The following is a 23,780-nucleotide window of genomic DNA, read 5'->3' as shown; positions in this document are numbered from 1 at the left end:
GGGTGCCTCCTCGGATCAGGGTTCGGACGCGCACTGTGCCCTGAACGGTGCCAAGCCATCGGCTACGTGCGCAATCGAATAGTTCCTCACGGCCGTGAGCCGGTGGGCGGGCGCCGGCGCGCGTGCCCGGGCCGGCCGGGTTCAGTCGACCGGCCAGGTGTGCACCGGGGCGTTGAGGTGCATGTAGTCGATGTACACCTCGGTCATCCGGCGCAGGGCCTCGTGCCGGCCGGTGTGCGTGGTGGCCTCGATGTGGTGGAGCATCTCCTTCTGCCACACCGCTCCGTTGCGCGCCGTCACACACCGCTGCTCGATCACCCCGAGCAGCGGCTCCCGCCAGGCCGCGTCCATGCCGGAGTACTCCAGGCCCCGGTGCGCGAGCGGCAGCAGCCGGCGCAGCACCAGCTCCGGCGCCGGTACCTCGCCCATCCCGGGCCAGTACAGCGGCGCCTCGATGCCCAGCCGGGCGGCGGTGTGCAGATTCTCCTCGGCGGCGGCGAAGGACATCCGCGACCACACCGGCCGGTCCTCCTCCACCAGCGCCCGGGTCAGTCCGTAGTAGAAGGCCCCGTTGGCGAGGATGTCGGCGACGGTCGGGCCGGCGGGCAGCACCCGGTTCTCCACCCGGATGTGCGGCCGGTCGTGGGCGACGGCGTACACCGGCCGGTTCCAGCGGTAGATCGTGCCGTTGTGCAGGGTGAGTTCGGCCAGTTCGGGGACGTCGCCGCGGTCCAGTGTCTCCACCGGGTCCTGCGCGTCGCACAGCGGAAGGAGGGCCGGGAAATAGCGCAGGTTCTCCTCGAACAGGTCGAAGACACTGTTGATCCACCGTTCCCCGAACCACACCCGGGGCCGCACCCCCTGCACCTTGATCTCCTCCGGGCGGGTGTCGGTGGCCTGCTCGAACAGCGGGATCCGGGTCTCGTGCCACAGCTCCTTGCCGAACAGGAACGGCGAGTTGGCCGCGAGCGCGACCTGCACCCCGGCGATCGCCTGTGCCGCGTTCCAGTAGCCGGCGAACTCCTCCGGCGACACCTGGAGATGGAACTGCGTGCTGGTGCACGCGGCCTCCGGGGTGATCGTGTCGGCGTAGGTCCGCAGCCGGTCCGTCCCGTCGATCTCGATGCGCAGGTCCTCGCCGCGGGCCGCGAAGACCTGGTCGTTGAGCAACCGGTAGCGGGGGTTCTCCGACAACGCGTCCTCGCCGATCTCCTCCTGCCGCAGGGTGGGCAGGATCCCGATCATGATCAGCCGGGCGCCGGCCGACCGGGCCCGCTCGTCGGCGTGGTTCAGCGCGGTCCGGATCTCCGCCTCCCAGGCGTCCGGACCGCCCGCGGTCAGCCGCCGGGGCGGAACGTTGATCTCCAGGTTGAAGCGGCCCAGCTCGGTGGACCACGCGGGGTCGGAGATCGCCGCCAGCACATCGGCGTTGCGCATCGCCGGCTCGCCGGCGTCGTCCACCAGGTTCAGCTCTATCTCCAGGCCGACCTGAGGACGTTCCGCCTCGAAACGCGCCTCGCGCAGCATGTGCGCGAACGCCTCCAGACACGCCTGCATCTTGATCCGGTACCGGCGGCGGTCCTCGCGGGTGAAGACGAGCGCCGGGACATCCCGTCCCATCGGCCCTCCAGGTCCCCTCGTCGGACAGCTTCTTCTCCAGCGTCGCACCGGGGGGACCGGGGCACCATGCAGGCCGGGGGAGGGGAGAGAGAAGAGAAGGGAGGGGCCGGTGGCCGGTTGCGCGGTCATGGCGAGTGACCGGCGGCTGCCGTACTCCTGGCGGCCGGACCGTGGTGGGTGCCGGTCCACGCCTCCGGCCCTGTCGGCGGCCGGGTGCCGCCGGCAGGGGAAGCGGGAACGGGGGTGTGCGGTGGTCAGGACTTCTTGCGGGCCACGCCGCCGTAGAAGCCTATGTCCTCGGACCGGGGCGGTGGCGGGGCGTCCGGGCGCCAGAACGGGACCTGGGCCAGGCCCGGTTCCACCAGTTCGAAACCGTCGAAGAACCGCTCCACCTCGGCCCGGCCGCGCAGGTTCAGGGACGCGGTGGCGTTGGTGTAGACGGCCTGGGCGTCGGTGCGGTCGGCGAAGTCTCCCGTGGCGTGCGACAGCACCAGGAAGCTTCCGGCGGGCAGCGCGTCGCGCAGCGTGGCGACGACCTCGGCGGGCCGGTCCGCGTCGGCCAGAAAGTGCAGGATGGCGACGAGGAGCAGGGCCACCGGCTGGTCGAAGTCGATGAGCTGGCGGACATCGGGGTGGTTCAGCACGGCGCGCGGGTCGCGCAGGTCGCCGAGGATGATACGGGTCGTACCGGAGCGGCTGAGCAGGGCGTTGCCGTGCGCGGCGACGATCGGGTCGTTGTCGACGTAGGCCACGCGGACGTCGGGCGCCACCGTCTGGGCGACCTCGTGCACGTTCGGGGACGTGGGCAGCCCGGTGCCGATGTCCAGGATCTGCCGGACACCGCTGCCCACCACGTATCGGACGGCACGTTCCAAAAAGGCGCGGTTCGCCCGGACGCCGATGCGTGCCTCGGGGGCCGCGGCGGCCAGCGCGTCGCCCGCCTGCTGGTCCACCTCGTAGTTGTCCTTGCCGCCCAGCAGATAGTCGTAGATCCGCGCGGGGTGCGGCTTGCTGGTGTCGATGGTGACGGCCTCGTAGCCGTTCTCTGTCACGCTGTGCTCCTCTCGGCGGCCGGCCCGGCCTCGGTCCGCGACGGCCGGGCACAGCCTCCCATAGGAACTTCAGGGAGGGGCACGGGAGTTCCCGCAGGCCGCGGGGCAGAGGGAGCCCGTTCTACAGTCGTACTTCCGCCCCGAGTCGTACCTCCGCCCTCCGGCCGTACCTCCACCTCCTCAGCCGCGCCTACGGCCTCCGACGTCGGCGGGATCGCCCGAGGGTCTCACCCGGCCGGCTCCCGTCAGGTGGCACACGCGCCACCGGGGACGGAGAGTCGGAACAGGACCGGCGGTGCGGGCACGTCCGCCGGCCGTCCCCCTCGGGCCGGCACGCCGTCTCGGCCGCCCAGGCGTCGGCGGGCCGCCCGGCAGGGGCGGGGAACGGTGAATCCATTGCGCTCGGGCCGTTCCCCGCCCCGTCGGTCGCCCCCGCGAACAGCGTTCACGGATGAACCGGGGTTCACCGCCGAGGCAGACCCCACCGCGAGACAGCGCTCACACAAAGCAGCACCCGCCGAAAAACGTGTGCGCCGACGACCTCACCCGCGTTACCGTGACCGCATGTCTACGCCCCGAATCTCCTAGCCGAGAACCCGCTTCCACGCCAGAAGTGTGTCCTCTCGCTTTTTCGGAGCGTTACCCCATGATCACCGCTCGTGATGTCGAGCTGCGCGCCGGTGCCCGCCTCCTGCTGACCGGCGTCTCCTTCACCGTCTCGCCCGGCGACCGGATCGGCCTCGTCGGCCGCAACGGCGCGGGCAAGACCACCCTGATGACCGCCCTCGCCGGACACTCCGGGCCCACCGCCGGCGACATCGTCCGCACCGGCCCGGTCGGCTTCCTCGCGCAGGACTCGCGCGCCGCCGACCCGGCCGTGACCGTCACCGACCGCATCCTGTCCGCCCGCGGCCTCGACACCGCCCTGCGCGCCCTGCGCGCGGCCGAGGCGGCGCTGGCCACCGCCGCCGGCACGCCGGAACTGGACCGGGCGATGCGCGCCTACGCCCGCGCCGAGGCCGCCTTCCAGGCCGGCGGGGGCTACGCCGCCGAGGCCGAGGCGGCCCGGATCGCGGCCGGACTCGGTCTGCCCGAACGGGTGCTGGGTGCGCCCGTCGGCACCCTGTCCGGCGGGCAGAAGCGCCGGGTGGAGCTGGCCCGCATCCTGTTCGCCGGAACCGACCGCACCCTGCTGCTGGACGAGCCGACCAACCACCTCGACGCCGACTCGCTCGCCTGGCTGCGCGCCTTCCTCCAGACCCACCAGGGCGGTCTGGTGGTGATCAGCCACGACACGGCCCTGCTCGCCGACGTCGTCAACCGCGTCTTCCACCTGGACCCGGCCCGGGCGACGGTCGACATCCACAACACGGGCTGGCGGACGTACCTCACCCGGCGCGAGGCGGACGAGCGGCGCCGCACCCGGGAGCGGGCGAGCGCCGAACGCAAGGCCGCCGCGCTGCACGCGCAGGCCGACCGGATGAAGGCCCGCTCCGCCACCGCCACCATGGCCCGGAGCATGGCCCGGCGCGCGGACCGGATGCTGGCCGGGCTGGAGCCGCGGCGGCGCGCCGAGAAGACCGCGCGCATCCGGCTGCCCGAACCCGCTCCCTGCGGCCGGACACCGCTCGGCGCCGTCAGCCTCGCCAAGTCCTACGGCGGCCACCGCGTCCTCGCCGGGGTGGACCTGGCCGTGGACCGGGGCAGCCGGCTGGTGGTGCTCGGCCTGAACGGCGCCGGCAAGACCACCCTGCTGCGGATCCTGGCCGGCGCCGAGCGCCCCGACACCGGGCGGGTGGTGCACGGGCACGGGCTGCGGCTGGGCTACTTCGCGCAGGAGCACGACACGCTCGACCCCCGGCGCACGGTCCCGGAGAACCTGGCCCTGGCCGCACCGCACCTGACCCCGGGCGAGGCCCGGAGCGTCCTGGGCGCCTTCCTGTTCACCGGGGACGACGCCGGCAAGCCCGCCGGCGTGCTGTCGGGCGGCGAGAAGACCCGGCTGGCGCTGGCCGGCCTGGTCCACTCCGGGGCGAACGTGCTGCTCCTGGACGAGCCGACCAACAACCTGGACCCCGCCTCCCGCGCCGAAGTGCTGGCCGCGGTCGGCTCGTATCCCGGCGCGATCGTGATGGTCACCCACGACGAGGGCGCCATCGACGCCCTGCGCCCTGACCGGGTCCTGCTGCTGCCGGACGCGGACGAGGACCTGTGGAGCGAGGACTACCGCGACCTGATCGCCCTCGCCTGACCCGGGGCGCACTCCGGGCCGGGGCACAGGGGCCCGCCGGCCTCTCCCGGCCCGGAGCACGTCCCGGGCGTTCACAGGCACGGGTCCGTACGGCGGTCAGAAATGCGTGCCGCCGTCGACGCGGATCTCGGTGCCGGTGATGAACGCGCCGTCCCGCGAGCCGAGCATCGCCACCACGGAGGCCACCGTCTCCGGGCCGGCGAACCCCTGGCCGAGCGCCGGGGAGAGCTTCGCGAACAGGCCCATGTCGGCGTCGGCGGGCAGCCCGGGCCCGCTGCTCCGCCCGCTGGCGCCGCTGCCGTCGGTCATCCCGCTGGAGATCGAACCGGGCTGCACGGCGGTGAAGCGGATGCCCCGGCTCGCGTACTCGGAGGCGAGCGCGTGCGTCATCGACTGGATGCCGCCCTTGCTCGCCGCGTACGCCGCCATATAGGGGTGGGCGAAGACGGCCGAGGTGGAGCTGAAGTTGACGACCGCCGCGTCCCGGCCCGCCAGCAGGGCCGGGATCGCCTCGCGGATCACCAGGAACGTGCCGACCAGGTTCACCTGGAGGACGCGGGTGAACTCCTCCAGGCTCGTCCGGTGCGAGTGCGAGGAGCGCAGGATCCCTGCGGCGTTGACCAGCACGTCCAGTCCGCCGAGCGCGGCCGTCGCGGCGGCGACCCCGGCGCGTACGGAGGCCTCGTCGGCTACGTCGACGACGAGGGTGGTGAGCCGGTCCGCGTACCCGGCCGCCTTCTCCTCGGTGTCCCGCAGACCCCGCTCGCTCACGTCCGCGGCGACCACGCTGCCGCCCTCGGCGAGGACGCGCAGCACGGTGGCCTGGCCGATGCCGGAGCCGCCCCCGGTGATCAGCACGCGGCGGCCTTCGTAGCGGTTCATGTGTTTCTCCTGCCCGTCCCGCCGGGGTGCGGCGGGCCCTGTGCGACGCCGGTTCTCTTGCCGTCCGACGCCCCGATAGGCTTCACGTTACGCCTAGGTGGCACGTTTTGCCATTTCGTCATTCCGTGCCATCCAGGCTCCTCGGACCGTACTCTTCTGGAATGAGCACCAAGCCGCCCACCTCCCTCACCGAGCGCCGCAAGGCCGCGACCCAGCTGGACATCGCCCACGCGGCGGCGGAGCTGTTCGCCGCGCGGGGGCCGCACGCGACCACCGCCGAGGAGATCGCCCTGCACGCGGGCGTCGCGCTGCGCACCTTCTACCGCTACTTCCGCTCCAAGCAGGACGCGGTGAGCCCCCTGCTCGCGGCCGGCGCCGACCGGTGGCGGGCGCTGCTGGAGGCGGCCGAACCCGGGACCGGCCTGCTCCGGGCGCTGGGTGCGGCGGTCGAGGAATCGCTGGCGGCACCCGACGAGGAGGCCGCCGCGGCGCTGGAGCGGACCCGGGGACTGCTGCGGGCCGCCGCGGACGATCCCGCGCTGCGCGCGGTGTGGTACCGGGTGAACCAGGAGTCGGAGGAACGGCTCGTCCCGGTCGTCGCCCGGCTGGCGGACGGGCGCCTGGAGGCCCTGCAGGTGCGCCTGGTCGCGGCGGCGGCCACGGACGCGATCCGCATCGCCCTGGAGACCTGGGCCGCCACGGAGGCGGGCGTCGCGGGAGAGGGCTCACCGGCCGCGCTCGCACTCCGGTGCCTGCGACAACTCCTCGGCGGAATGGGGGAGTTGTCTGCCGACCGCGACCGGTAGGACGGCCGGCCCCGGTCCCGGCACGGGGCCGTTGTCAGTGGGTGCCCCTACGGTGAACAGCAGTCGGGGGCCCGCCGGAACGGCCGCGGGTCCGTCTTGGGGAGGGGTCTGCCATGTCCACGGGGTCCGCGGTGTCGACGACGTACCTGGAGCTGTCGCAGGAGGGCGGCGGCGCCCACAAGTTCTACGAGGTGACCGTCGACGGCCGGGTGGTGACGGTGCGCTACGGCAGGATCGGCGCCGCCGGGCAGACGCAGACGACGACGTTCCCGACCGAGGAGAAGGCGCGGGCCGCCGCCGCCAAGAAGGCCGGCGAGAAGATTCGCAAGGGATACGCGCCGGCCGTGCGAGGGCAGCGCGCACCCCGCGCGGTGACCCGCCGTCAGGTCAGCTCGGCACCCTCCACGGCGCGGGCCGTGGCACCGGTGCTGTGGCGGTTCCGCACCGGCTCGGCCGCGTTCGGCATCCACGTGGACGACGAGCGCTGCTGGGTGGGCAACCAGGCCGGCGACGTCTACACCCTGGACCACGAGGGCGCCGTGCTGGCCCGCTTCAGCCTGCCGGACGGCGTGAAGTGCCTGGTCGCCGACGACTTCTGGATCTACGCCGGCTGCGACGACGGCACGGTGTACGACCTGTCCTCCAAACTGCCCTTCGCCGCCTACGACATCGCCGCCGACGTCGACATCTTCTGGCTGGACATCCACGAGGGCGTCCTGGACGTCTCGGACCGCGACGGCAGGCTCACCGTCATCGACCACGAGGACGAACACCAGTGGTCCCGCCGCAGCCAGGGCGAGCACGCCTGGATGGTCCGCGCCGACGACCGGGCCGTCTACCACGGCCACCATCGGGGTGTCACCGCCTACGCGCCGGACGGCGGCGGCGAGTTGTGGCACACCCCCACCAAGGGCGGCGTGCTCTTCGGCTGGCAGGAGCGGGACGCGGTGTACGCGGGCACGGCGCACCGCGTGGTCCAGCGGCTGTCGAAGGCCACCGGCGCGATCGAGGCGACGTACGCCTGCGACAGCGCGGTGTACTCGTGCGCCACCTCACCCGGCGGCCGGTTCGTCTTCGCCGGGGACGCGGCCTCCTCGGTCTACTGCTTCGACCAGGACGGCAGGCGGCTGTGGAAGCTGGGCACGGGCGGCGGCTCGGCGCTGTCCATGCAGTACCGCGACGAGCGGCTGTACCTGGTCACCACCGACGGCTCCCTGGTGTGCGTCGACGCGAGCGAGGCGGCGATCGCCGCGGCCGAGCGGGGCACGGTCCCGGTGGTGCGGGACGTCAAGCTCGCCGCCGCCACACCGACGTACGCCCCGGCCCTGGCCGTGACCGCGGTCTCCACGGTCGACCGGGCACCCGCCGGAGCGGTCGTGGTCGAATGCGTCCAGGAGGCCGGCCGGGTCCGGGTGCACGTCGTCAGCGAAGGCTACGACCACTCCTGGAACGTCCAGTTCCCCCGCGCGATACGCGAAGTCGGCGCCCGCTACGTCGTGGACGCCCTGCACCCCGCGTCGGGCGGGTTCTACCGGGTGCGCGGCGACATCCGCCGCCTCCTCTGATCCCGCCTGCCCCAGGCCCCCGCGACCGTACCGGCAGCACGGAACGGCATCCGGCGGCGGTACCGGGCCGGGCCACTCCTCGGCCCAGGCCCGCCCGTCCGGGGCCGTGGTGGGACCTGGACCTCCCTGCCGGGCGCGGCGCGAGGGGGAGCCGGTGGAGGGGCGACCGGTCGGTCCGGGTCAGGGGCGGACGGTGCGCGCCCCGTCCAGCATCCGCCGTGCCACGGGCAGTGCCTCGGCGCGGTCCCGGGGGACCAGGCCGATCCGGGTGCGGCGGTCCAGGAGGTCGGACTCGTCCAGGGCGCCCTCGTGGCGGATCGCCCAGAGGAGCTCGGCGCGGGTGACGGGATGGCCGGGGAGCACGGGCTCGGCCAGGCCGGGATCCTCGGCGGTGAGGGCGTGGACGGCCATGGCCTCGGTGCCGTAGCGGTGGACCAGACGGCGGGGAGCGGGCAGCGCGCGCAGCCGCTCGGGGGCGGCGGCGCCGATCAGCGGCAGGGCGGCGGTGGGGGAGGGGGCCGCGCGCAGACCCCGCGCCTCGGCGGCGGCGTCCACGGCGTCCTGCGCCATCCGCCGGTACGTGGTCAGCTTGCCGCCGACCACGGTGGTGACACCGTCGGGCGAGGTGAGCACCGCGTGCCGGCGGGAGATGTCCGAGGTGCGGGCCGGGTCACCGGCGCCGGGCGAGGCGTCGAGCAGGGGGCGCAGCCCGGCGAAGGCGCCGACCACCTCCTCCCTGGCCACCGGGGCGTCCAGGACGGAGCCGAGCACGTCCAGCAGGAAACCGATGTCGCTCTCGGGCACCTCGGGCACGTCCGGGACCCCGCCGTCCACCGGCTCGTCGGTCAGTCCGACGTAGACCCGGCCGTCCCCCTGCGGCAGCACCAGCACGAAGCGGTTGGTCTCCCCGGGGATCGGGATGTGCAGCCCGGCCGGCAGGGCGCCGAGCCGCTCCGAGCGCAGGACCAGATGGGTGCCGCGCGACGGGCGGATCCGGATGCCCTCGCCGAGGGCGCCCGCCCACACCCCGGCCGCGTTGATCACGGCCCGCGCCCTGATCTCGCCCTCCTCGCCGGTGAGTTCGTCCCGGATCCGGGCGCCCGTCCCGGTCAGCTCCAGTGCGCGTACCCGGGTCAGCACCCGGGCGCCGCGCGCGGCGGCCGTCCGGGCCAGGGCGGTCACCAGACGGGCGTCGTCGGCCACCCGGCCGTCCCAGGACAGCAGCCCGCCGCGCAGCCCGGCCGCGCGGACCGACGGCGCCAGGTGCCGTGCCTCGGTCGCCGGCAGCCGGCGCGGCGCGGGCAGCACCTGCCGCGGCGTACGGGCGGCCACCCGCAGCACGTCCCCGGCCCGGAAGCCGGCCCACGCCAGCGCGGCCTGGGCCCGGGACACCAGCGGGGTCAGCGGCAGCACGAACGGCTGGGCGGCCACCAGGTGCGGCGCCGTACGGGTCATCAGCACCCCGCGCTCCACCGCGCTCTCATGGGCGACGTCGAACTGCGCCGAGGCCAGATAGCGCAGCCCGCCGTGGATCAGCTTCGAGCTCCAGCGGGAGGTGCCGAAGGCCAGGTCGTGGGCGTCCACCGCGACGACGTCCAGCCCGCGGGCCGCCGCGTCCAGGGCCGCCCCGGCGCCCGTCGCGCCGAGTCCGACCACCAGGACGTCGGCCACCCGGCCGTCGGCGGCCTCCGCCAGTTCCCGGTCGCGCCGGTGTGCGCTCAGGGACGAGCCGGGCGCGGCCTCGGTGTGGCTCATGGCGTCAGGGTCCTCTCCAGAAGGGCGCGCAGCTCACCGAGGAACGCGGCGGAGTCCAGCTCCGGATCGTCCTCGTCGGTCATCGTGCGCAGGGACAAGGTGAAGGACTGCACGGTCAACAGCAGGGCACGGGCCTGCCGTTCGGTATGGCCGGGCCGTACGGAGCCGTCCGCGTGGCCCTCGCGCAGCGCGTCGCCCAGCAGCGCCAGCAGCGCCTCCTGGCTCGCGCCGCGCCGGTCGAGGACGTACGGCAGCAGCAGTTCCGGATCGACGTCGACGATCTTGCGGAAGAGGGGGTGCGCCCGGAACGCCTCGACCCCGGCCACCAGCCCGTCCACGATCCGGGTGCGTGTGGCGACGCCGGGCTCGGGCCGCGGGATCGCCCGGGTGGCCACGTCGATCCACTCCCGGGTCATCAGGTCGCCCACCAGCGTCCGCAGGTCCGGCCAGCGCCGGTAGAGCGTCATCCGGGAGACCCCGGCGCGGCGGGCGACATCGGCGAGCGTGGTGCGCCGCACCCCGACGGCCAGCACACAGTCGCGTAGCGCGTCGAGCACGGGATCGCCGTCCGGACCGTTGTGACGAATAGGCGTCATGTGTCACAGTGTAACGCCCTGGGGGCGGGACGGAAGGGGACCGCGGGACCGCCCCACCCGCACACGGCGCCCAGCGGCGCGAACCGAGCACCGTCCGGACCCTCGCACACCCCCTGTAGCCGACGCACCAAGCCCCCGGCCACACCGCACCGACCCGCGTGAAGACCAGCCCACCAACCCTGTGAGGACGACCGTTCAATGGACATGCTGTGGAACGGCTGGGGCGACCCGGCCAAGGCGGCACCGCTGCCCGACACGGTGACCGGGCTGCTGCGCGACCTGCTCGGCGTCAAGCCGCGCAGCACGCCCGCCCTCGGCCTGGCGGACCTCCGCCCGCCCGCCGTCACGGCCCGGCCCGCCGCCCTGAAGGCCCTCGCCGAGGCCGTCGGCGGCGAGGAGCACGTCCGCACGGACGCCGAGAGCCGCATCCGGCACACCCGCGGCAAGTCCACCCCCGACCTGCTGCGCATCCGCGCCGGAGACGTCGCCGACATACCCCAGGCCGTCGTCCTGCCCGCCGGTCACGACGAGGTCCTCGCCGTGCTGCGCGCCTGCGCCGCGCACGGCCTGGCCGTCGTCCCCTTCGGCGGCGGCACCTCCGTGGTGGGCGGACTCGCCCCCCGACGCGGCATGTTCGTCGCCCTCGACCTGCGCCGCATGAACGGCCTGCTCGACCTGGACCCCGTCTCGCGCACCGCCGTCCTCCAGCCCGGCCTGCGCGCCCCCGAGGCCGAACGGCGGCTCAACGAACACGGCTACACCCTCGGCCACTTCCCGCAGTCCTTCGAGTGGGCCACCATCGGCGGCTTCGCCGCCGCCCGCTCCAGCGGACAGGCGTCCGCCGGATACGGCCGCTTCGACGAGATGGTGCTCGCCCTCACCCTCGCCACCCCCCAGGGCACCCTCGACACCGGCCGCGCCCCGCGCTCCGCCGCCGGACCCGACCTGCGCCAGCTTATCCTCGGCTCGGAGGGCGCCTTCGGCGTCATCACCTCCGTCACCGTACGGATCCGCCCGCTGCCCGAGACCCGCGTGTACGAGGGCTGGCGGTTCGGCTCCTTCCAGGAGGGCACCGCCGCGCTGCGCCGGCTCGCCCAGGACGGGCCCCGGCCCACCGTGCTGCGCCTGTCCGACGAGATCGAGACGCTCATCGGGCTCGCCCAGCCCGACGCGATCGGCGCCGGCCCGGAGGAGGGCGGTGCCGGCCCGGAGGAGGGCGGCGCCGGATGCCTGGCGATCACCGGCTACGAAGGCACGGCGGAGGACACCGCGTACCGGCGGGCCCGCGCCGCGGACGTCCTGACGGCCTGCGGCGGCACCCCGACCGGCACCGAACCCGGCGAACGCTGGGCCCACGGCCGCTACTCCGCGCCCTATCTGCGCGACGCCCTGCTCGACGTCGGTGCCTTCGCCGAGACCCTGGAGACCGCCGCGTTCTGGTCCCGGATCCCCGAGCTGTACACGGCGGTCCGCACCGCCCTGACCGACACCCTCACCCGGGCCGGCACCCCGCCGCTGGTGATGTGCCACATCTCCCACGTGTACGAGAACGGCGCCTCGCTGTACTTCACCGTCGTCAGCGCCCAGGGCGAGGACCCGGTGGCCCACTGGGCGCCCGCCAAGCACGCGGCCAACGAAGCCGTACTCGCCGCCGGCGGCACCATCTCCCACCACCACGGGGTGGGCACCGACCACCGCGACTGGTACGTCCGCGAGGCCGGCCCGCTCGGCGTCTCGGCGCTGCGCGCCGTCAAGTGCCGCCTGGACCCGGACGGCCTGCTCAACCCCGGCGTCCTGCTGCCCACCGACTGACCCCGCCCGATCCGACCGCCTGCCTCGGAGGCCCACCGATGCGCCAGTTCACCGCCGTCGTCAACCCCACCGCGGGCGGCTCCACCGGGGCGGCGACCCTGCTCCGGCTGGCCCGGCTGCTCCGCGAAGCGGGGGCCGGGCTGGAGACGGAGTACAGCCACAGCCTCGCCCACGCCCAGGACATCGCCCGTACGGCCGGTGAGCGCGGCCGGATCGTGCTGGCCGTGGGCGGCGACGGCATCGTCGGCGGCATCGGCGGGGCGCTCAGCGGAACCGGGACCGTCCTGGGCCTCGTACCCGCCGGACGCGGCAACGACTTCGCCCGCGCGCTGGGTCTGCCGGCCGAGCCCGAGGCGCTGGCGGACATCCTGCTGCACGCCGAGCCCCGGCCCGTCGACACCATCGAGGTGGAGTCGGCCGTCCACCCGCGCGCGGTGGTGCTGGGCAGCGTGTACGCCGGTGTCGACGCGGAGGCCAACCGGCACGCCAACAACGCCCGGCTGCTGCGCGGCGCCGCCTCCTACTACGCGGGCGGACTGCGCGCCGTCACCTCCTGGCGGCCCGCCGACTACCGCGTCACCGTCGACGGGACGGAGCACACCCACCGCGGCTACACCGTCGTCGCCGCCAACTCCCCTTATTACGGCTCGGGCCGGCTGATCGCCCCCGGTGCGCGGGTGGACGACGGGCTGCTCGACATCGTGCTGATCCGCGAGGCCCCGCGCCGGCTGTTCTTCACCCTGATGAACGAGTTGCGGACCGGCGCCCACGTCCGCCGCCCCGAGGTGCGGGTGCTGCGCGGCCGGGAGCTGCGCATCGAGGCCGGCCGGCCCGTCCCCTACGGCGCCGACGGCGAGGTGGAGGCCACCCTGCCGGTCACCCTGCGGGTCCGCCCCGCCGACCTGCCGGTCCTGTACTGACCCCGCCCTGTCAACTCGGCTGTGTTTCCCCGGGGTTCACGGAGCATCACCCGCCCGTCCCCGGGTAGGCGGAAGGTGCCTGGGGAGGGGTGGTGGGCCGGATGACAGCGGAGCGGGCCGAGGGCGTGGTGCGGGCGGTCGTGGTGACCGACGGGCGGCTGCTGCTGGTCCCGGAGCCGGCCGGCTGGGGGCTGCCCTCGGGCATCCCCCAGCCGGCCGAGACACCCCAGGCCACCGCCGCGCGGGTCGTCTATGAGCTCACCGGCTACCTGGTCGACGGCACCGAGGCACTGGACCCGGGGGACGACGACGGCGGGACGACCATCCTGTGCCGCCTGCTGACCGAGTCCCCGACCGACGGCGGCAGCCTCACCCCGGACCACCTGCGCTGGGCATCGGTGGAGGAGACCGCCGACACCCCGCTGCCGGCCCCCGTACGCCACTACCTCGAGGGCCACACGCCCCCCATCTGAACCCACGGGCCTCCGACCACGGTCGCCCGGGCTGTCCGGTCACGCCACCCGGGCTGTCCGGTCACGGCCCAACGGCCCTCTGGCCAGGGCCACCCGGGCTGTCCGGTCACGGCCCAACGGCCCTCTGGCCAGGGCCACCCGGGCTGTCCGGTCACGGCCCAACGGCCCTCCTACCACGGCGGCCCGGCCCTCCGGCCACGGGCCCACGGCCCTCTGACCAAGGCCGCCCGGCTATCCGGTCACTGCCCAACGGCCCTCCGACCACGGTCACCCGGGCTGTCCGGTCACGGCCCCATGGTCCTCCGGCCACGGCCGCCCGACTGAACGGCCCTCCGGCAACCGCTGCCCGGCCCTCCGGCCACGGCCCAACGGCCCTGCGACCAAAGCCTCCTGAGCCATCAACCCTCCCCGGCGGCCGAGCCACCCCGCGGTCACGAACGCCCCGGTGGTGACAGCCACCCCGGTGCTGACCCCCGCCGCTCCGGCCGGTCCCGGCAGGTGTGCGACGGCACGCGACCGCCCGGCAAGCCGGCTACAACACGACCGCCCGGCGGCCCGGCGACGGCACGACCTCGGCAAGTCGGTTACGGCACGACCCCCGGCGACCCGGCGCCGGCACGCCCCCCGCCGTCCAGCGGCCGTCGCGCAACGCCCCGGCGGTCATGCCCGTCCGCCCGCGCCGGCCCCGCCCCCTCCCTCCACTTGCGGTGCCGTCCGGCGGGGGTTTCAGTGATGTAGGGACCCCTCGTGGGTCCCTCGCGTTGCCGACAGCGCGGATTCCCCTCGCGGACGCCGCTCGCGGAGATGCGCCGCGGACGGGCCGGCCCCCACGCGCGACAGGAGCTGTCATGTCGATGTCGTTCGGTGCACCGTTCGGTTCGTCGGACCCCTTCAGCGAGCTACTGAACCGTTTCTTCGGTATGTCGCCGGCGTCATCGCCCCCAGCGGTGCAGCGCGTGCCCGTCGGGCGGCTGCTGACCGAATCCTCGCAGGAACTGCTCAATCTGGCCGCGCAGCGGGCCGCCGCCGACGGCACCTCCGACCTGGACACCGAACACCTGCTGTGGGCGGCCACCCGGGTGGAACCGTCGCGCCGGCTGCTCTCCCAGGCGGGCGTCGAGCCCGACACGCTCGCCGCCGAGCTGGCCAAGGTGCTGCCCCGCGAGTCCGGCACGCCCTCCGCGCAACCGGGCCTGACGCCCGCGGCGAAGCGCACGCTGCGCGCCGCCTACGTCCGGTCGCAGGCCGCCGGCGTGTCCTACATCGGCCCCGAGCACATCCTCGGCGCCCTGATCGGCGACGGCGACACCGGTGCCACCCGGCTGCTGCGGGCCGAGGGCCTGGACGCGGGGCGGCTGGCCGGCCTCACCGAACAGACGGCACCGCGCTCCGAGGCGGCCCCCGCCGAGCGCGGCCGGCCGGCCACCACCCTGGACGAGTTCGGCCGAGACCTCACCGAAGAGGCCAAGGCCGGCAAGCTGGACCCGGTCGTGGGGCGGGCCGAGGAGATCGAGCAGACGGTGGAGATCCTCTCGCGGCGTTCCAAGAACAACCCCGTGCTGATCGGCGAACCGGGCGTCGGCAAGACCGCGATCGTGGAGGGACTCGCCCAGCGCATCGTCGCCGGCGAGGTCCCCGACACCCTGAAGGACAAGCGGGTCGTCGTCCTGGACCTGTCGGGCATGGTCGCGGGCGCCCAGTACCGGGGGCAGTTCGAGGAGCGGCTGAAGAAGGTCATCGAGGACGTCCAGACGGCCGGCGGCGACATCATCCTGTTCATCGACGAACTGCACACGGTCGTCGGCGCCGGAGCCACCGGCGAGGGCGCCATGGACGCGGGCAACATGCTCAAGCCCGCCCTCGCCCGCGGCGAACTGCACGTGGTGGGCGCCACCACCATCGACGAGTACCGCAGGTACATCGAGAAGGACGCCGCCCTGGAACGCCGCTTCCAGCCGGTACTGGTCCCGGAACCCACCGTCGAGGAGACGGTGCAGATCCTCGAAGGACTGCGCGACGCCTACGAGGCACACCACCAAGTCCGCTTCGAGGACGGAGCGTTGGCCGCCGCGGCCGAACTCTCCGACCGGTACGTCAGCGACCGCTTCCTGCCCGACAAGGCCATCGACGTGATGGACCAGGCAGGCGCCCGGGTACGGCTGCGCGGCACCGGGCGCTCCACCGAGATCGTCGGCCGCGAGGACCACATCGCCAAGCTGCGCCGGGAACTCGACCAGGCCGTGTCCGCCGAGGACTTCGAGAAGGCGTCGGAGATCAAGCGGCAGATCGCCGAGGTGGAGGGCGAACTGGCCGGCATCGAGGAGCGCCGCGAGGGCGTCGTCTCCGTCACGGCCTCCGACATCGCCGACGTAGTCTCCCGCCGCACCGGCATCCCGGTCTCCCAGCTCACCGCCGGCGAGAAGGAGAAACTGCTGCGGCTCGAAGAGGAGATGCACGAGCGGATCGTCGGCCAGGACGAGGCCGTCACCGCCGTCTCCCAGGCCGTACGCCGCAACCGCGCCGGCATGGGCGACCCGAACCGCCCCGTGGGTTCGTTCCTCTTCCTCGGCCCGACCGGTGTCGGCAAGACCGAACTCGCCAAGACCCTCGCGGCCCTGCTGTTCGGCAGCGCCGACCGCATGATCCGTTTCGACATGAGCGAGTTCCAGGAGAAGCACACCGTCGCCCGGCTGGTCGGCGCGCCTCCCGGATACGTCGGTTACGAGGAGGCGGGCCAGCTCACCGAGAAGGTCCGCCGCCGGCCCTACAGCGTGGTGCTCTTCGACGAGGTGGAGAAGGCGCACCCCGACGTCTTCAACACCCTGCTCCAGATCCTGGACGACGGGCGGCTGACCGACGCCCAGGGCCGCACCGTCGACTTCCGGCACTGCGTCGTCATCATGACGTCCAACATCGGCGCGCACCGCATCCTGGAGCACAAGGGCGAGGTGTCCGACCTCAAGGGCGAGTTGATGGACGATCTGCGCGCCCGGTTCCTGCCGGAGTTCCTCAACCGGATCGACGACATCATCATCTTCCACGGCCTCACCGAGGACGACCTGGGCCGGATCGTGGACCACCTGCTCGACCAGAGCAAGCACAAGGTGCGCGCCCAGGGCCTGGACCTGGAGGTCACCGAGAGCGCCAAGAAGCTGCTCATCGCCCACGGCCACCAGCCGGAGTTCGGGGCCCGCCCGCTGCGCCGCACCATCCAGGCGGAACTGGACAACCGCATCGCCACCCTCCTGCTCGGCGGCGAGGCCGGACCCGGGGACACCATCGTCGCCGACGTGCGGAACGACTCACTGCACTGCTCGGTGCGCCACGGCACGGCCGAGGCAGCCGCCGGCTCCGCCCCCGCACCGGCCGGGTGACGGCCGGGGACCCGTCAGGAGGCAGGCGGCTCGCCGATCGAGACCAGCACCGCCGCCGCCGGCCCGTCCGGGGTGTCGTAGCGCACGGTGTCCCCGGGCCGGCGGCCGAGCAGGGCCCGGCCGAGCGGGCTGTCGGCGGTGACCAGCGTCTGGTCCAGCGCCTCGGCCACCTCACCGATCCGCAGCGTCTCCGTCTCGCCGTCCGGGAAGCGGACGGTCACCGTGCTGCCCACACCCACCACGTCGGTCGGGGCGGGACCGGCCGACGCGGCTTCGCGCAGCCGCTCGGTGATGTCCTCGATCCGCCGGTCCAGGCGCCCCAGTTGGTCGGCGCGCCGCAACTGGTCGGCCTGGTCGGCCTGGTCGCCGGCCGACGCGGAGGACTCCCGGAGCGTTCCGGCGACCAGCCAGCGTTCGTCCCGCAGATCGGCCAGCTCCTGCTCCAGCGCACGGCGGGCCTGGGCGCTGATCGGCTCCGGATCACCGGTCATGACGTCTGCTCCTTGGCGGGACGGGTAACCGGAAGGAAGAGTCCGGCGTCCCGCATCATAAGCGGATCAATCACTCCCAGAGTGTACGAAGGGACATACCGGGTTAGTGTGCTGCTGTTCCGATCTCCGGGCCGGTACCGGCCCGCGGAAGGCGCGGAGGGAGGTGCTCCCATGTCCTCGAAGCGACGCCGCAAGAAGAAGTCGCGCCGCAACCACCCCGCCAACCACGGGCGGCGCCCGCAGTCCTGACGACCCCGGCGGCCCCTCAGTCCTCCAGGGCGTCATGGACGCTCGGGTAGCAGGCGATCAACGGGGTGAGACCGACGATCTCCAGGGTGCGCAGAACGGGCCGGCGGACGCCCGCCAGCCGTAGCCAGCCCGTCGGCTGATGGGCCTGGTGTCCCGCGATGAGGACGTTGATGCCGCTGGAGTCCATGAACGGCACACCGCTGAGATCCGCGACCGTGCGGGTCCCGGGCGCGGGGTCCGCCGGGGTGAGGGCGTCCCGGAGCGCTCCCGAGGTCTGGTGGTCGATCTCACCGGTCACCGTGACAACGGTGACCCCGTCGACGGTGGACCGGAAGACGGACAGCCGCTCCGGTCCCGCCTGCTCGTTCATCTCCGCCGTGTCCACCACGTGTTTCCTCGTCTCCGCTCGCCGGTCCGGGGCCTGGGCCCGCGCACTCCTCGCCGGGCCCGCTCCCGGGCATCCCTCGACGGGCCTGCCGGGCCTTGCCCCGCGCATGCTTCAGCGGGCGGCTGCCCCGGATCGTGCGGAAGATGCCTCCCATCGTGTCCCGCTCCGGCGCGCATCCGGCGGCCCGGCCGTGAGTTGCCCCTTTTCCCACGCGACCTCGCGCCCCGCGACGCCCTGGTGCTCGCGGCCGTACGTCACCGGGCGCCGGGAGGGCGAGCGGGCGGCCAGGAGGCTCCCTCGGCCGCGCCCCCTTGAACGCGCCCCGCCCAGGCAGGACATCTCGACAAGTCGATACCGTATGCCGGAAACTGCCTACCGCACTACGGAATCGTGGGGGGAATGGGTGAGGGGGCGGATCGTGCGGCGGACGGACGGTGTCCGGTGGTGGGGCCGGGAGCGGGGCGGGGGCTTCGGGAGGTGGCTGCTGCGGGGTCCGGCCCAGGTGATGTTCCTCGCCGACGCGCGGACCGGCGCCGTCTTCTGCCTGGCCCTGGCCACGGCCGACTGGCGTTACGCCGGCTACGCCCTCGGCGGGGCCGCCCTGGGCACCGGCACGGCGCGGTTGCTGCACGTCGCCCGGGACCGGGTGGAGCAAGGGCTGGAGGGATACAACTCCTGCCTCGTCGCCCTGTGGTGCGCGGTGTTCCTCGGCGCGGGCCGGCTGTCCACGGCGCTGCTCGCCGCCGCGTGCTCCGCTGTGACCGCGGTCGCCACCGCCGCCGTGGTCCGGCTGCTGCACGGGTGGCGGCTGCCGCCGCTCACCCTGCCGTACTGCCTGCTGGCGAGCGCCGTCACCCTCGCCGCGCCCGCCTTCCGGCGCGTCCGGCCGCACGGTGCCGGCCTCGCCGCGCTCCCCGGGCCGGCCACCGGACCCACCGGGCCGCACCCGGACGACCTGTGGCGGGCCTTCTTCCGCAACATCTCCCAGGTCTTCTTCCTGGAGCAGTGGTACGCCGGGGCACTGCTGCTCGTGGGCCTGTTCCTGGCCCACCGGGTGGCGGGCCTGCTGGCCTGCGCCGGCAGCGCCACCGGCATCCTGACCGCGTGGGCGCTCGGCGCACCGGCGGCCCGTATCGCCGACGGCACCATGGGCTGCAACGCGGTGCTCGTCGCCGTCGCCCTGGGCGGCGTGTTCCTCGCGGCGGCCCCGGTCACCCTGCTGTACGCGCTGCTCGGCGCCGCCACGGCGACCGCCGTGACCCCGGCCGTCGCCCATCTGCTCGCCCCCTCCGGCGGCCGGCCGTTCACCTGGCCGTTCGTGCTGACGACCCTCTGCTTCCTGGCCGCCGCCCGCTCCTTCCCCCGGCCGACCGGCCGGACCCCCGCCCCGGACGAGGCACGCCCGCAGCGGCCCGGCGCGCCGGCACGGACCGCGTAGGCCGCCGGAGCGGCGGCGCCGGGCGCCCGGCCCGGGCCCGTAGACTCCCCGCTGCCCAGCCGGACCGGGCACCGCGATGTGCCGTCCGGGCGGTGCGTCGTGTACGGGCCCGTACGGTCCCGGGCGTGGTTTTGCTACATTGCGCAACCACGCAATCAAGATCGCGCAGGCCCGACCGTTCGGGGGAGTGGAAGATGACCGACCCGTGGGACGGACCGGCCGGCCGGGGCACCCGCAGCCGGGGCGCCCGGGTGCCCCGCCCGCGCACGGCCGGGCCGGACCGGGCGGGTTCCCCGGGCGGCCGGGGCGCGGTGGGCGCACGCGCCGGCCGGCGGCCCGGCGAGGCGCGTCCGGCTGGCCGCGGCAGGCGGCTGCTGCGGACCGCCGCGATCACCCTGTCCCTGATCGTCGTGCTCACCGCCGGGGCGGGCTGGCTGTTCTACCGGCACCTGGACGGCAACCTGCACAGCGTCTCACTGGACGGCAAGGGCGGCACCGAGAAGGCCGACGCCTTCGGCCGCACCCCCCTGAACATCCTGGTCATGGGCTCCGACGGACGGACCAGCACGACGGACTGCCGGCTCGGCGGCGGCTGCTCACGCACCGGCGTGCAGACCGGCGCCAACGCCGATGTGCAGATGGTGCTGCACATCTCCGCCGACCGCTCCAACGCCACCGTGCTGAGCATCCCCCGCGACACCATGACCCGGGTGCCGGCCTGCCGGGACGGCGCGACCGGCCGGGCCACGACCGGCTACTACGGCCAGGTCAACAGCGCCCTGCGGTACGGGCCCGGCTGCCAGGTGGCCACCGTCCACCGGCTCACCGGCATCCCCGTCGACCACTTCGTCGAACTCGACTTCTCCGGCGTGGTCAAGATGTCCGACGCGGTCGGCGGCGTCTCCGTATGCGTCAGCGACGATGTCTACGACACCTACTCCCATCTGAAACTGTCCCGGGGCACCCACACCCTCAAGGGCGTCGCCGCGCTGGAGTTCGTGCGCTCCCGGCACGGCTTCGGCGACGGCAGCGACCTCGGCCGCACCGTCGCTCAGCACATCTTCCTCAGCGCGATGATCCGCAAGTTCAAGAGCGCGGGCACGCTCACCGACCCCACCGCGGTCTACCGGCTCGCCGACGCCGCCACCAAGGCGCTGACCGTGGACGACGGCCTGGGCAGCGTCAAGAAGCTGATCGGGCTCGCGGCCGACGTCAACAAGGTGCCCGCCCGGCGGATCACCTTCGCGACCATGCAGACCGCCCCCGACCCGGCCGACCACGACCGGGTGGTGGCCGCTCCCGGGGCCGCGTCCCTCTTCGCCGCCATCGCCGACGACCGGCCGCTGACCACCGGCAACGGCGCGCACCCCGGGTCCACCGCCCGGGCCGCCGCGAGCGCCGAGCCCGCCGGGCGGATCGCGGTGACCGTGCGGAACGGCACCGGCATCACCGGCCGCGCCCGGGCCCTCGCCGACGCCCTCACCGACCAGGGCTTCCGCTCCGCCACCACCGGCAACGCGTCCGGCCCCGCGACCACCACCACCCTCACCTACGGCCCCGGCCACGAGGCCGCCGCCCGGACCGTCGCCCGCGCGCTCGGCCTGCCGTCCGCCCGCCTGGAGCAGGGCACCGGAACCGGCCTGACGCTGGTCGTCGGCAGTGACTGGCCCAGCGGGAACCACTACCCGGGGACGGCCACCGCCGCCCCGGCGCCCGCCGGCCCCAAGGCCGCCGTCGGCGGCGCCCACGCCTCCACCGCCGACCAGGGCAAGACCTGCGCCAAGGTGAGCCCCTACAAGACGGTCACACTCGACGGCGTCGCCATGACCCCGGCCCAGGCGTACACCGCGGCCCGTGGCAGGCCCGACTCCGACGTCAGGTCCGACTCCGACGGCTGACCGGCTCGGCCGGCCGGGCGGCGAGCCCGACCCTGCGCCAGCGGGCGTCGCACCAGCAGAAGAGGCCGAACGCGGCCAGACCCAGCGCGACCAGCGCGAGCAGCCACGGCCCGGCCGGCAGGTCCCGGAACGCGCGCAGGGTGTCGTCCATGCCCTTCGCCCGGCCCGGCTGATGCCGTACCGCCGCGACGACGGCGAACACACCGGCCGCGGCGAACACGACGCCACGAGCCGTGCCCCCGGTCACCCCGAGGGCCTCCACCGCCGGCCGGGCCCGCGCGGACAGCGCCTCGGTCCGCAGCTCCTTCAGGAACTTCCGGCGGATGGCCCGCACCGAGATCCACACCCCGGCGACCACCACGCCGGCCCCGGCGAGACCGAGGAGCCACTGCCCGGCGGGCCACTCCAGCACCCGGGCGGTCACATCGTCGGTCTGCCGGTCGGACGAGCCGCTGCCGCTGCCCCGGTCCCCGGCCGCGTAGGCGAGCACCGAGTACGAGACGAAACCGTAGAACAGGCAACGGAACAGGGCCGCCACCCGCCGGCGGACCTTGGAACCGTCGGGGCCCGAGGCGCCGAACACCGCCTCCGACAGCCGCCACACGGCCAGCCCGGCCAGTGCGATGCCCACGATCCACAGCAGTGCCACCCCGAACGGCCGCCCGGCCAGCTCACCGAGCGCGCCGCCCCGGTCGGCCTGCCGCTCGCCGCCGGCACCCCCCAGAGCGATGCGCAGTGCGATCACCGCGACCAGTACGTAGAGCAGGCCACGCGCCGCGAAACCGGCCCGGGCCGCCACGGCCATGGGTCTGCTGTCCGCGGCCCGGGCCGAAGAGCGTAGTACGTCCATACACCGCCGGTGCCCCCGCGTTCCGCCCCGACACCTGCCCGCCGAGCAGCACCACACCGGCACTCGCGGTCAGCAGCCCGCCGGCGAGGAAGACGCCCCGCGGGCCGGCGTGCGACAGGATCAGCGCCCCCAGCGCGGCCCCGGCCGCGATCCCGGCGTTGTAGCAGCCGGAGTTCGCCGCGAGCGCGAGGTCCGTACGGCCCGGGGCACAGTCCAGCATCGCGTGCTGGGCGGCCATGAACACCGGGCCGAGCGCCCCGCCGGTCAGCACCAGGAACAGCACCGCCGCCGCGGGCCGGTCACCGGCCGCGTACAGGCCGAGCATGCCCACCGTCTGCACGGTCACGGCGGCGGTGAGCGCCGGGCGTGGGAAGCGGTCCAGCGCCACGGCGGTGATGCCCACCCCGGCCAGGCACGCGGCACCGAAGACCGAGAGCAGCACACCGACCGCGGCCGGGGCGAAACCGCTCACCCGGTCCAGGAACGCCACGAGGTACGTGTATCCCGCGAACGCGCCGGTGGCGGAGAGGAACCCCGCGGCCAGGACGGCCTTGAACCGGCGGGCGTCGGGCCCGGCCCCGTAGGCGGCGGGCTCCTCCTCCGGGCGCGAGACCGGCAGCAGGGCGGCGATCGTCAGCAGGCAGACCAGCCCCGGCACGGCCGGCAGCGCGAACGGCAGCCGCCAGCCGCCCAGCCGGCCCAGCCAGGCCGCCGCCGGAACGCCGAGCACCAGGGCGAGCGAGCCGGCCACGGACAGCGCCCCGACCACCCGCCCGCGCACCTCCGGGGCGAACAGGCCTACCGCGACCGGCCCCATCACGGCCCAGAAGAGTGCCTGCGCGAGGGCGGCCGTAAGCCGCCCGGCGAGCAGGACGCCGGAGGAGGGCGCCAGCGCCGAGACCACGCTGGAGACGACCAGCGCGGTCAGCAGCCCCGCGAGCACATGGCGCCGGGGCACCGACCGCAGGGCATGGGCGAGCGGCACGGAGGCGACGGCCACCGTCATGCCGTATCCGGTGACCAGGAGACCGGCCGCCGGTACGGACACCCCCAGGCCCGTGGCGACGGGCTCCAGCAGGCCGACCGGCAGGCTCTCCACCGTGTTGAGGGTGAAGGCGGCCAGCATCAGGGCCGCGAGCACGGCCGCCCGGCGCCAGGGCGCCGGCCGCGCCGTGACCCCGCGCGCCGCCTCCGCCCCGGCCCGCCGCGCCTGTCGGGTGACACGTTCCATGGCGGTACCCCACCCGGCCCACCCGCCCCGCCGCAACCGGATTCGCCGGCCCCGGGCCCGCCCCCAACGGCCGTCGGCCGCCGTGGTGTTGACCCACCGTGCGGTACAGTACGTACTGTTTGGTTTGGT

18 protein-coding genes are annotated in these 23,780 nt (G+C 74.5%); 9 read left to right on the top strand and 9 right to left on the bottom strand.

The window, feature by feature from the left end:
• Positions 1-141 precede the first annotated feature (141 nt).
• Together IH25_RS0118755 and IH25_RS0118750 are read right to left on the bottom strand one after the other, a co-directional pair.
• Entirely contained in the window at positions 142-1,620 is a 1,479-nt protein-coding gene (locus tag IH25_RS0118755) for a glutamate-cysteine ligase family protein (RefSeq protein WP_030611250.1), read from the bottom strand.
• 254 nt (positions 1,621-1,874) lie between these two features.
• Complete coding sequence (locus tag IH25_RS0118750) at positions 1,875-2,672, bottom strand: SAM-dependent methyltransferase (protein WP_030611247.1); 798 nt, start codon at positions 2,670-2,672, stop codon at positions 1,875-1,877.
• 646 nt (positions 2,673-3,318) lie between these two features.
• Here IH25_RS0118750 and IH25_RS0118745 point away from each other — a divergent pair.
• A complete protein-coding gene (locus IH25_RS0118745; protein ID WP_030611245.1) occupies positions 3,319-4,923 on the top strand; it encodes an ABC-F family ATP-binding cassette domain-containing protein in 1,605 nt (534 codons plus the stop codon).
• 96 nt (positions 4,924-5,019) lie between these two features.
• Here IH25_RS0118745 and IH25_RS0118740 read toward each other — a convergent pair whose 3' ends face one another.
• Entirely contained in the window at positions 5,020-5,805 is a 786-nt protein-coding gene (locus tag IH25_RS0118740; protein ID WP_030611242.1) for an SDR family NAD(P)-dependent oxidoreductase, read from the bottom strand.
• A gap of 161 nt (positions 5,806-5,966) precedes the next feature.
• Between IH25_RS0118740 and IH25_RS0118735 the strand changes: the two genes are divergently transcribed.
• Positions 5,967-6,611: a TetR family transcriptional regulator gene (locus IH25_RS0118735; RefSeq protein WP_030611239.1), complete on the top strand. Its 645-nt coding sequence runs from the start codon at positions 5,967-5,969 to the stop codon at positions 6,609-6,611.
• Between the two features lie 113 nt (positions 6,612-6,724).
• A complete protein-coding gene (locus IH25_RS0118730; protein ID WP_030611235.1) occupies positions 6,725-8,176 on the top strand; it encodes a WGR domain-containing protein in 1,452 nt (483 codons plus the stop codon).
• Between the two features lie 180 nt (positions 8,177-8,356).
• On the opposite strand, the gene IH25_RS0118725 is transcribed toward IH25_RS0118730, so the two are convergent.
• Positions 8,357-9,931: a glycerol-3-phosphate dehydrogenase/oxidase gene (locus tag IH25_RS0118725; protein WP_030611233.1), complete on the bottom strand. Its 1,575-nt coding sequence runs from the start codon at positions 9,929-9,931 to the stop codon at positions 8,357-8,359.
• The gene (locus IH25_RS0118720) at positions 9,928-10,527 is read right to left on the bottom strand and encodes a TetR/AcrR family transcriptional regulator (RefSeq protein WP_030611230.1); all 600 of its coding nucleotides are present in this window, start codon (positions 10,525-10,527) and stop codon (positions 9,928-9,930) included. The genes IH25_RS0118725 and IH25_RS0118720 overlap by 4 nt, the downstream gene beginning before the upstream one ends.
• Before the next feature lie 198 nt (positions 10,528-10,725).
• Between IH25_RS0118720 and IH25_RS0118715 the strand changes: the two genes are divergently transcribed.
• The 4 genes from IH25_RS0118715 to IH25_RS0118700 all read left to right on the top strand — a co-directional run bounded on the left by IH25_RS0118715 (position 10,726) and on the right by IH25_RS0118700 (position 17,106).
• Entirely contained in the window at positions 10,726-12,339 is a 1,614-nt protein-coding gene (locus IH25_RS0118715) for an FAD-binding oxidoreductase (protein ID WP_030611228.1), read from the top strand.
• Between the two features lie 38 nt (positions 12,340-12,377).
• Positions 12,378-13,259: a diacylglycerol kinase family protein gene (locus IH25_RS0118710; RefSeq protein WP_030611224.1), complete on the top strand. Its 882-nt coding sequence runs from the start codon at positions 12,378-12,380 to the stop codon at positions 13,257-13,259.
• Between the two features lie 101 nt (positions 13,260-13,360).
• Entirely contained in the window at positions 13,361-13,732 is a 372-nt protein-coding gene (locus IH25_RS0118705; protein ID WP_030611222.1) for an NUDIX hydrolase, read from the top strand.
• 848 nt (positions 13,733-14,580) lie between these two features.
• Complete coding sequence (locus IH25_RS0118700) at positions 14,581-17,106, top strand: ATP-dependent Clp protease ATP-binding subunit (protein WP_030611219.1); 2,526 nt, start codon at positions 14,581-14,583, stop codon at positions 17,104-17,106.
• 14 nt (positions 17,107-17,120) lie between these two features.
• Here IH25_RS0118700 and IH25_RS0118695 read toward each other — a convergent pair whose 3' ends face one another.
• Entirely contained in the window at positions 17,121-17,597 is a 477-nt protein-coding gene (locus IH25_RS0118695) for a GreA/GreB family elongation factor (RefSeq protein ID WP_030611216.1), read from the bottom strand.
• A gap of 265 nt (positions 17,598-17,862) precedes the next feature.
• Positions 17,863-18,216 carry an STAS domain-containing protein gene (locus IH25_RS0118690; RefSeq protein ID WP_030611213.1) on the bottom strand — a complete coding sequence of 118 codons (354 nt, stop codon included), beginning with the start codon at positions 18,214-18,216 and terminating at the stop codon, positions 17,863-17,865.
• A 436-nt stretch (positions 18,217-18,652) separates the two neighbouring features.
• On the opposite strand from IH25_RS0118690, the gene IH25_RS0118685 reads away from it, so the two are divergent.
• Both IH25_RS0118685 and IH25_RS0118680 read left to right on the top strand, forming a co-directional pair.
• Positions 18,653-19,672 carry an urea transporter gene (locus tag IH25_RS0118685; RefSeq protein ID WP_245172820.1) on the top strand — a complete coding sequence of 340 codons (1,020 nt, stop codon included), beginning with the start codon at positions 18,653-18,655 and terminating at the stop codon, positions 19,670-19,672.
• A 194-nt stretch (positions 19,673-19,866) separates the two neighbouring features.
• Complete coding sequence (locus tag IH25_RS0118680) at positions 19,867-21,570, top strand: LCP family protein (protein ID WP_209445333.1); 1,704 nt, start codon at positions 19,867-19,869, stop codon at positions 21,568-21,570.
• Here IH25_RS0118680 and IH25_RS0118675 read toward each other — a convergent pair.
• Positions 21,548-22,315 (bottom strand): DUF1206 domain-containing protein, encoded by a 768-nt coding sequence (locus IH25_RS0118675; RefSeq protein WP_209445332.1) that lies wholly within the window; start codon positions 22,313-22,315, stop codon positions 21,548-21,550. The genes IH25_RS0118680 and IH25_RS0118675 overlap by 23 nt on opposite strands.
• Positions 22,242-23,651 carry an MFS transporter gene (locus tag IH25_RS0118670; protein ID WP_394298436.1) on the bottom strand — a complete coding sequence of 470 codons (1,410 nt, stop codon included), beginning with the start codon at positions 23,649-23,651 and terminating at the stop codon, positions 22,242-22,244. The genes IH25_RS0118675 and IH25_RS0118670 overlap by 74 nt, the downstream gene beginning before the upstream one ends.
• Positions 23,652-23,780: the final 129 nt, after the last annotated feature.

Origin of the sequence: Streptomyces achromogenes subsp. achromogenes (assembly GCF_000720835.1) — a bacterium.
Classification (GTDB): Bacteria; Actinomycetota; Actinomycetes; order Streptomycetales; family Streptomycetaceae; genus Streptomyces; species Streptomyces achromogenes.
Note: the sequence above shows the minus strand (reverse complement) of the source record. Positions and strands in the feature narration are given on the sequence as shown.

Excerpts from the sequence above, each read along its gene's own strand:
- IH25_RS0118680 (WP_209445333.1), top strand. The coding sequence starts at position 19,867 with ATGACCGACCCGTGGGACGGACCGGCCGGCCGGGGCACCCGCAGCCGG.
- IH25_RS0118730 (WP_030611235.1), top strand. The coding sequence starts at position 6,725 with ATGTCCACGGGGTCCGCGGTGTCGACGACGTACCTGGAGCTGTCGCAG.
- IH25_RS0118735 (WP_030611239.1), top strand. The coding sequence starts at position 5,967 with ATGAGCACCAAGCCGCCCACCTCCCTCACCGAGCGCCGCAAGGCCGCG.
- IH25_RS0118720 (WP_030611230.1), bottom strand. The coding sequence starts at position 10,527 with ATGACGCCTATTCGTCACAACGGTCCGGACGGCGATCCCGTGCTCGAC.
- IH25_RS0118755 (WP_030611250.1), bottom strand. The coding sequence starts at position 1,620 with ATGGGACGGGATGTCCCGGCGCTCGTCTTCACCCGCGAGGACCGCCGC.
- IH25_RS0118715 (WP_030611228.1), top strand. The coding sequence starts at position 10,726 with ATGGACATGCTGTGGAACGGCTGGGGCGACCCGGCCAAGGCGGCACCG.
- IH25_RS0118740 (WP_030611242.1), bottom strand. The coding sequence starts at position 5,805 with ATGAACCGCTACGAAGGCCGCCGCGTGCTGATCACCGGGGGCGGCTCC.
- IH25_RS0118670 (WP_394298436.1), bottom strand. The coding sequence starts at position 23,651 with ATGGAACGTGTCACCCGACAGGCGCGGCGGGCCGGGGCGGAGGCGGCG.
- IH25_RS0118700 (WP_030611219.1), top strand. The coding sequence starts at position 14,581 with ATGTCGATGTCGTTCGGTGCACCGTTCGGTTCGTCGGACCCCTTCAGC.
- IH25_RS0118745 (WP_030611245.1), top strand. The coding sequence starts at position 3,319 with ATGATCACCGCTCGTGATGTCGAGCTGCGCGCCGGTGCCCGCCTCCTG.
- IH25_RS0118690 (WP_030611213.1), bottom strand. The coding sequence starts at position 18,216 with ATGAACGAGCAGGCGGGACCGGAGCGGCTGTCCGTCTTCCGGTCCACC.
- IH25_RS0118695 (WP_030611216.1), bottom strand. The coding sequence starts at position 17,597 with ATGACCGGTGATCCGGAGCCGATCAGCGCCCAGGCCCGCCGTGCGCTG.
- IH25_RS0118710 (WP_030611224.1), top strand. The coding sequence starts at position 12,378 with ATGCGCCAGTTCACCGCCGTCGTCAACCCCACCGCGGGCGGCTCCACC.
- IH25_RS0118725 (WP_030611233.1), bottom strand. The coding sequence starts at position 9,931 with ATGAGCCACACCGAGGCCGCGCCCGGCTCGTCCCTGAGCGCACACCGG.
- IH25_RS0118705 (WP_030611222.1), top strand. The coding sequence starts at position 13,361 with ATGACAGCGGAGCGGGCCGAGGGCGTGGTGCGGGCGGTCGTGGTGACC.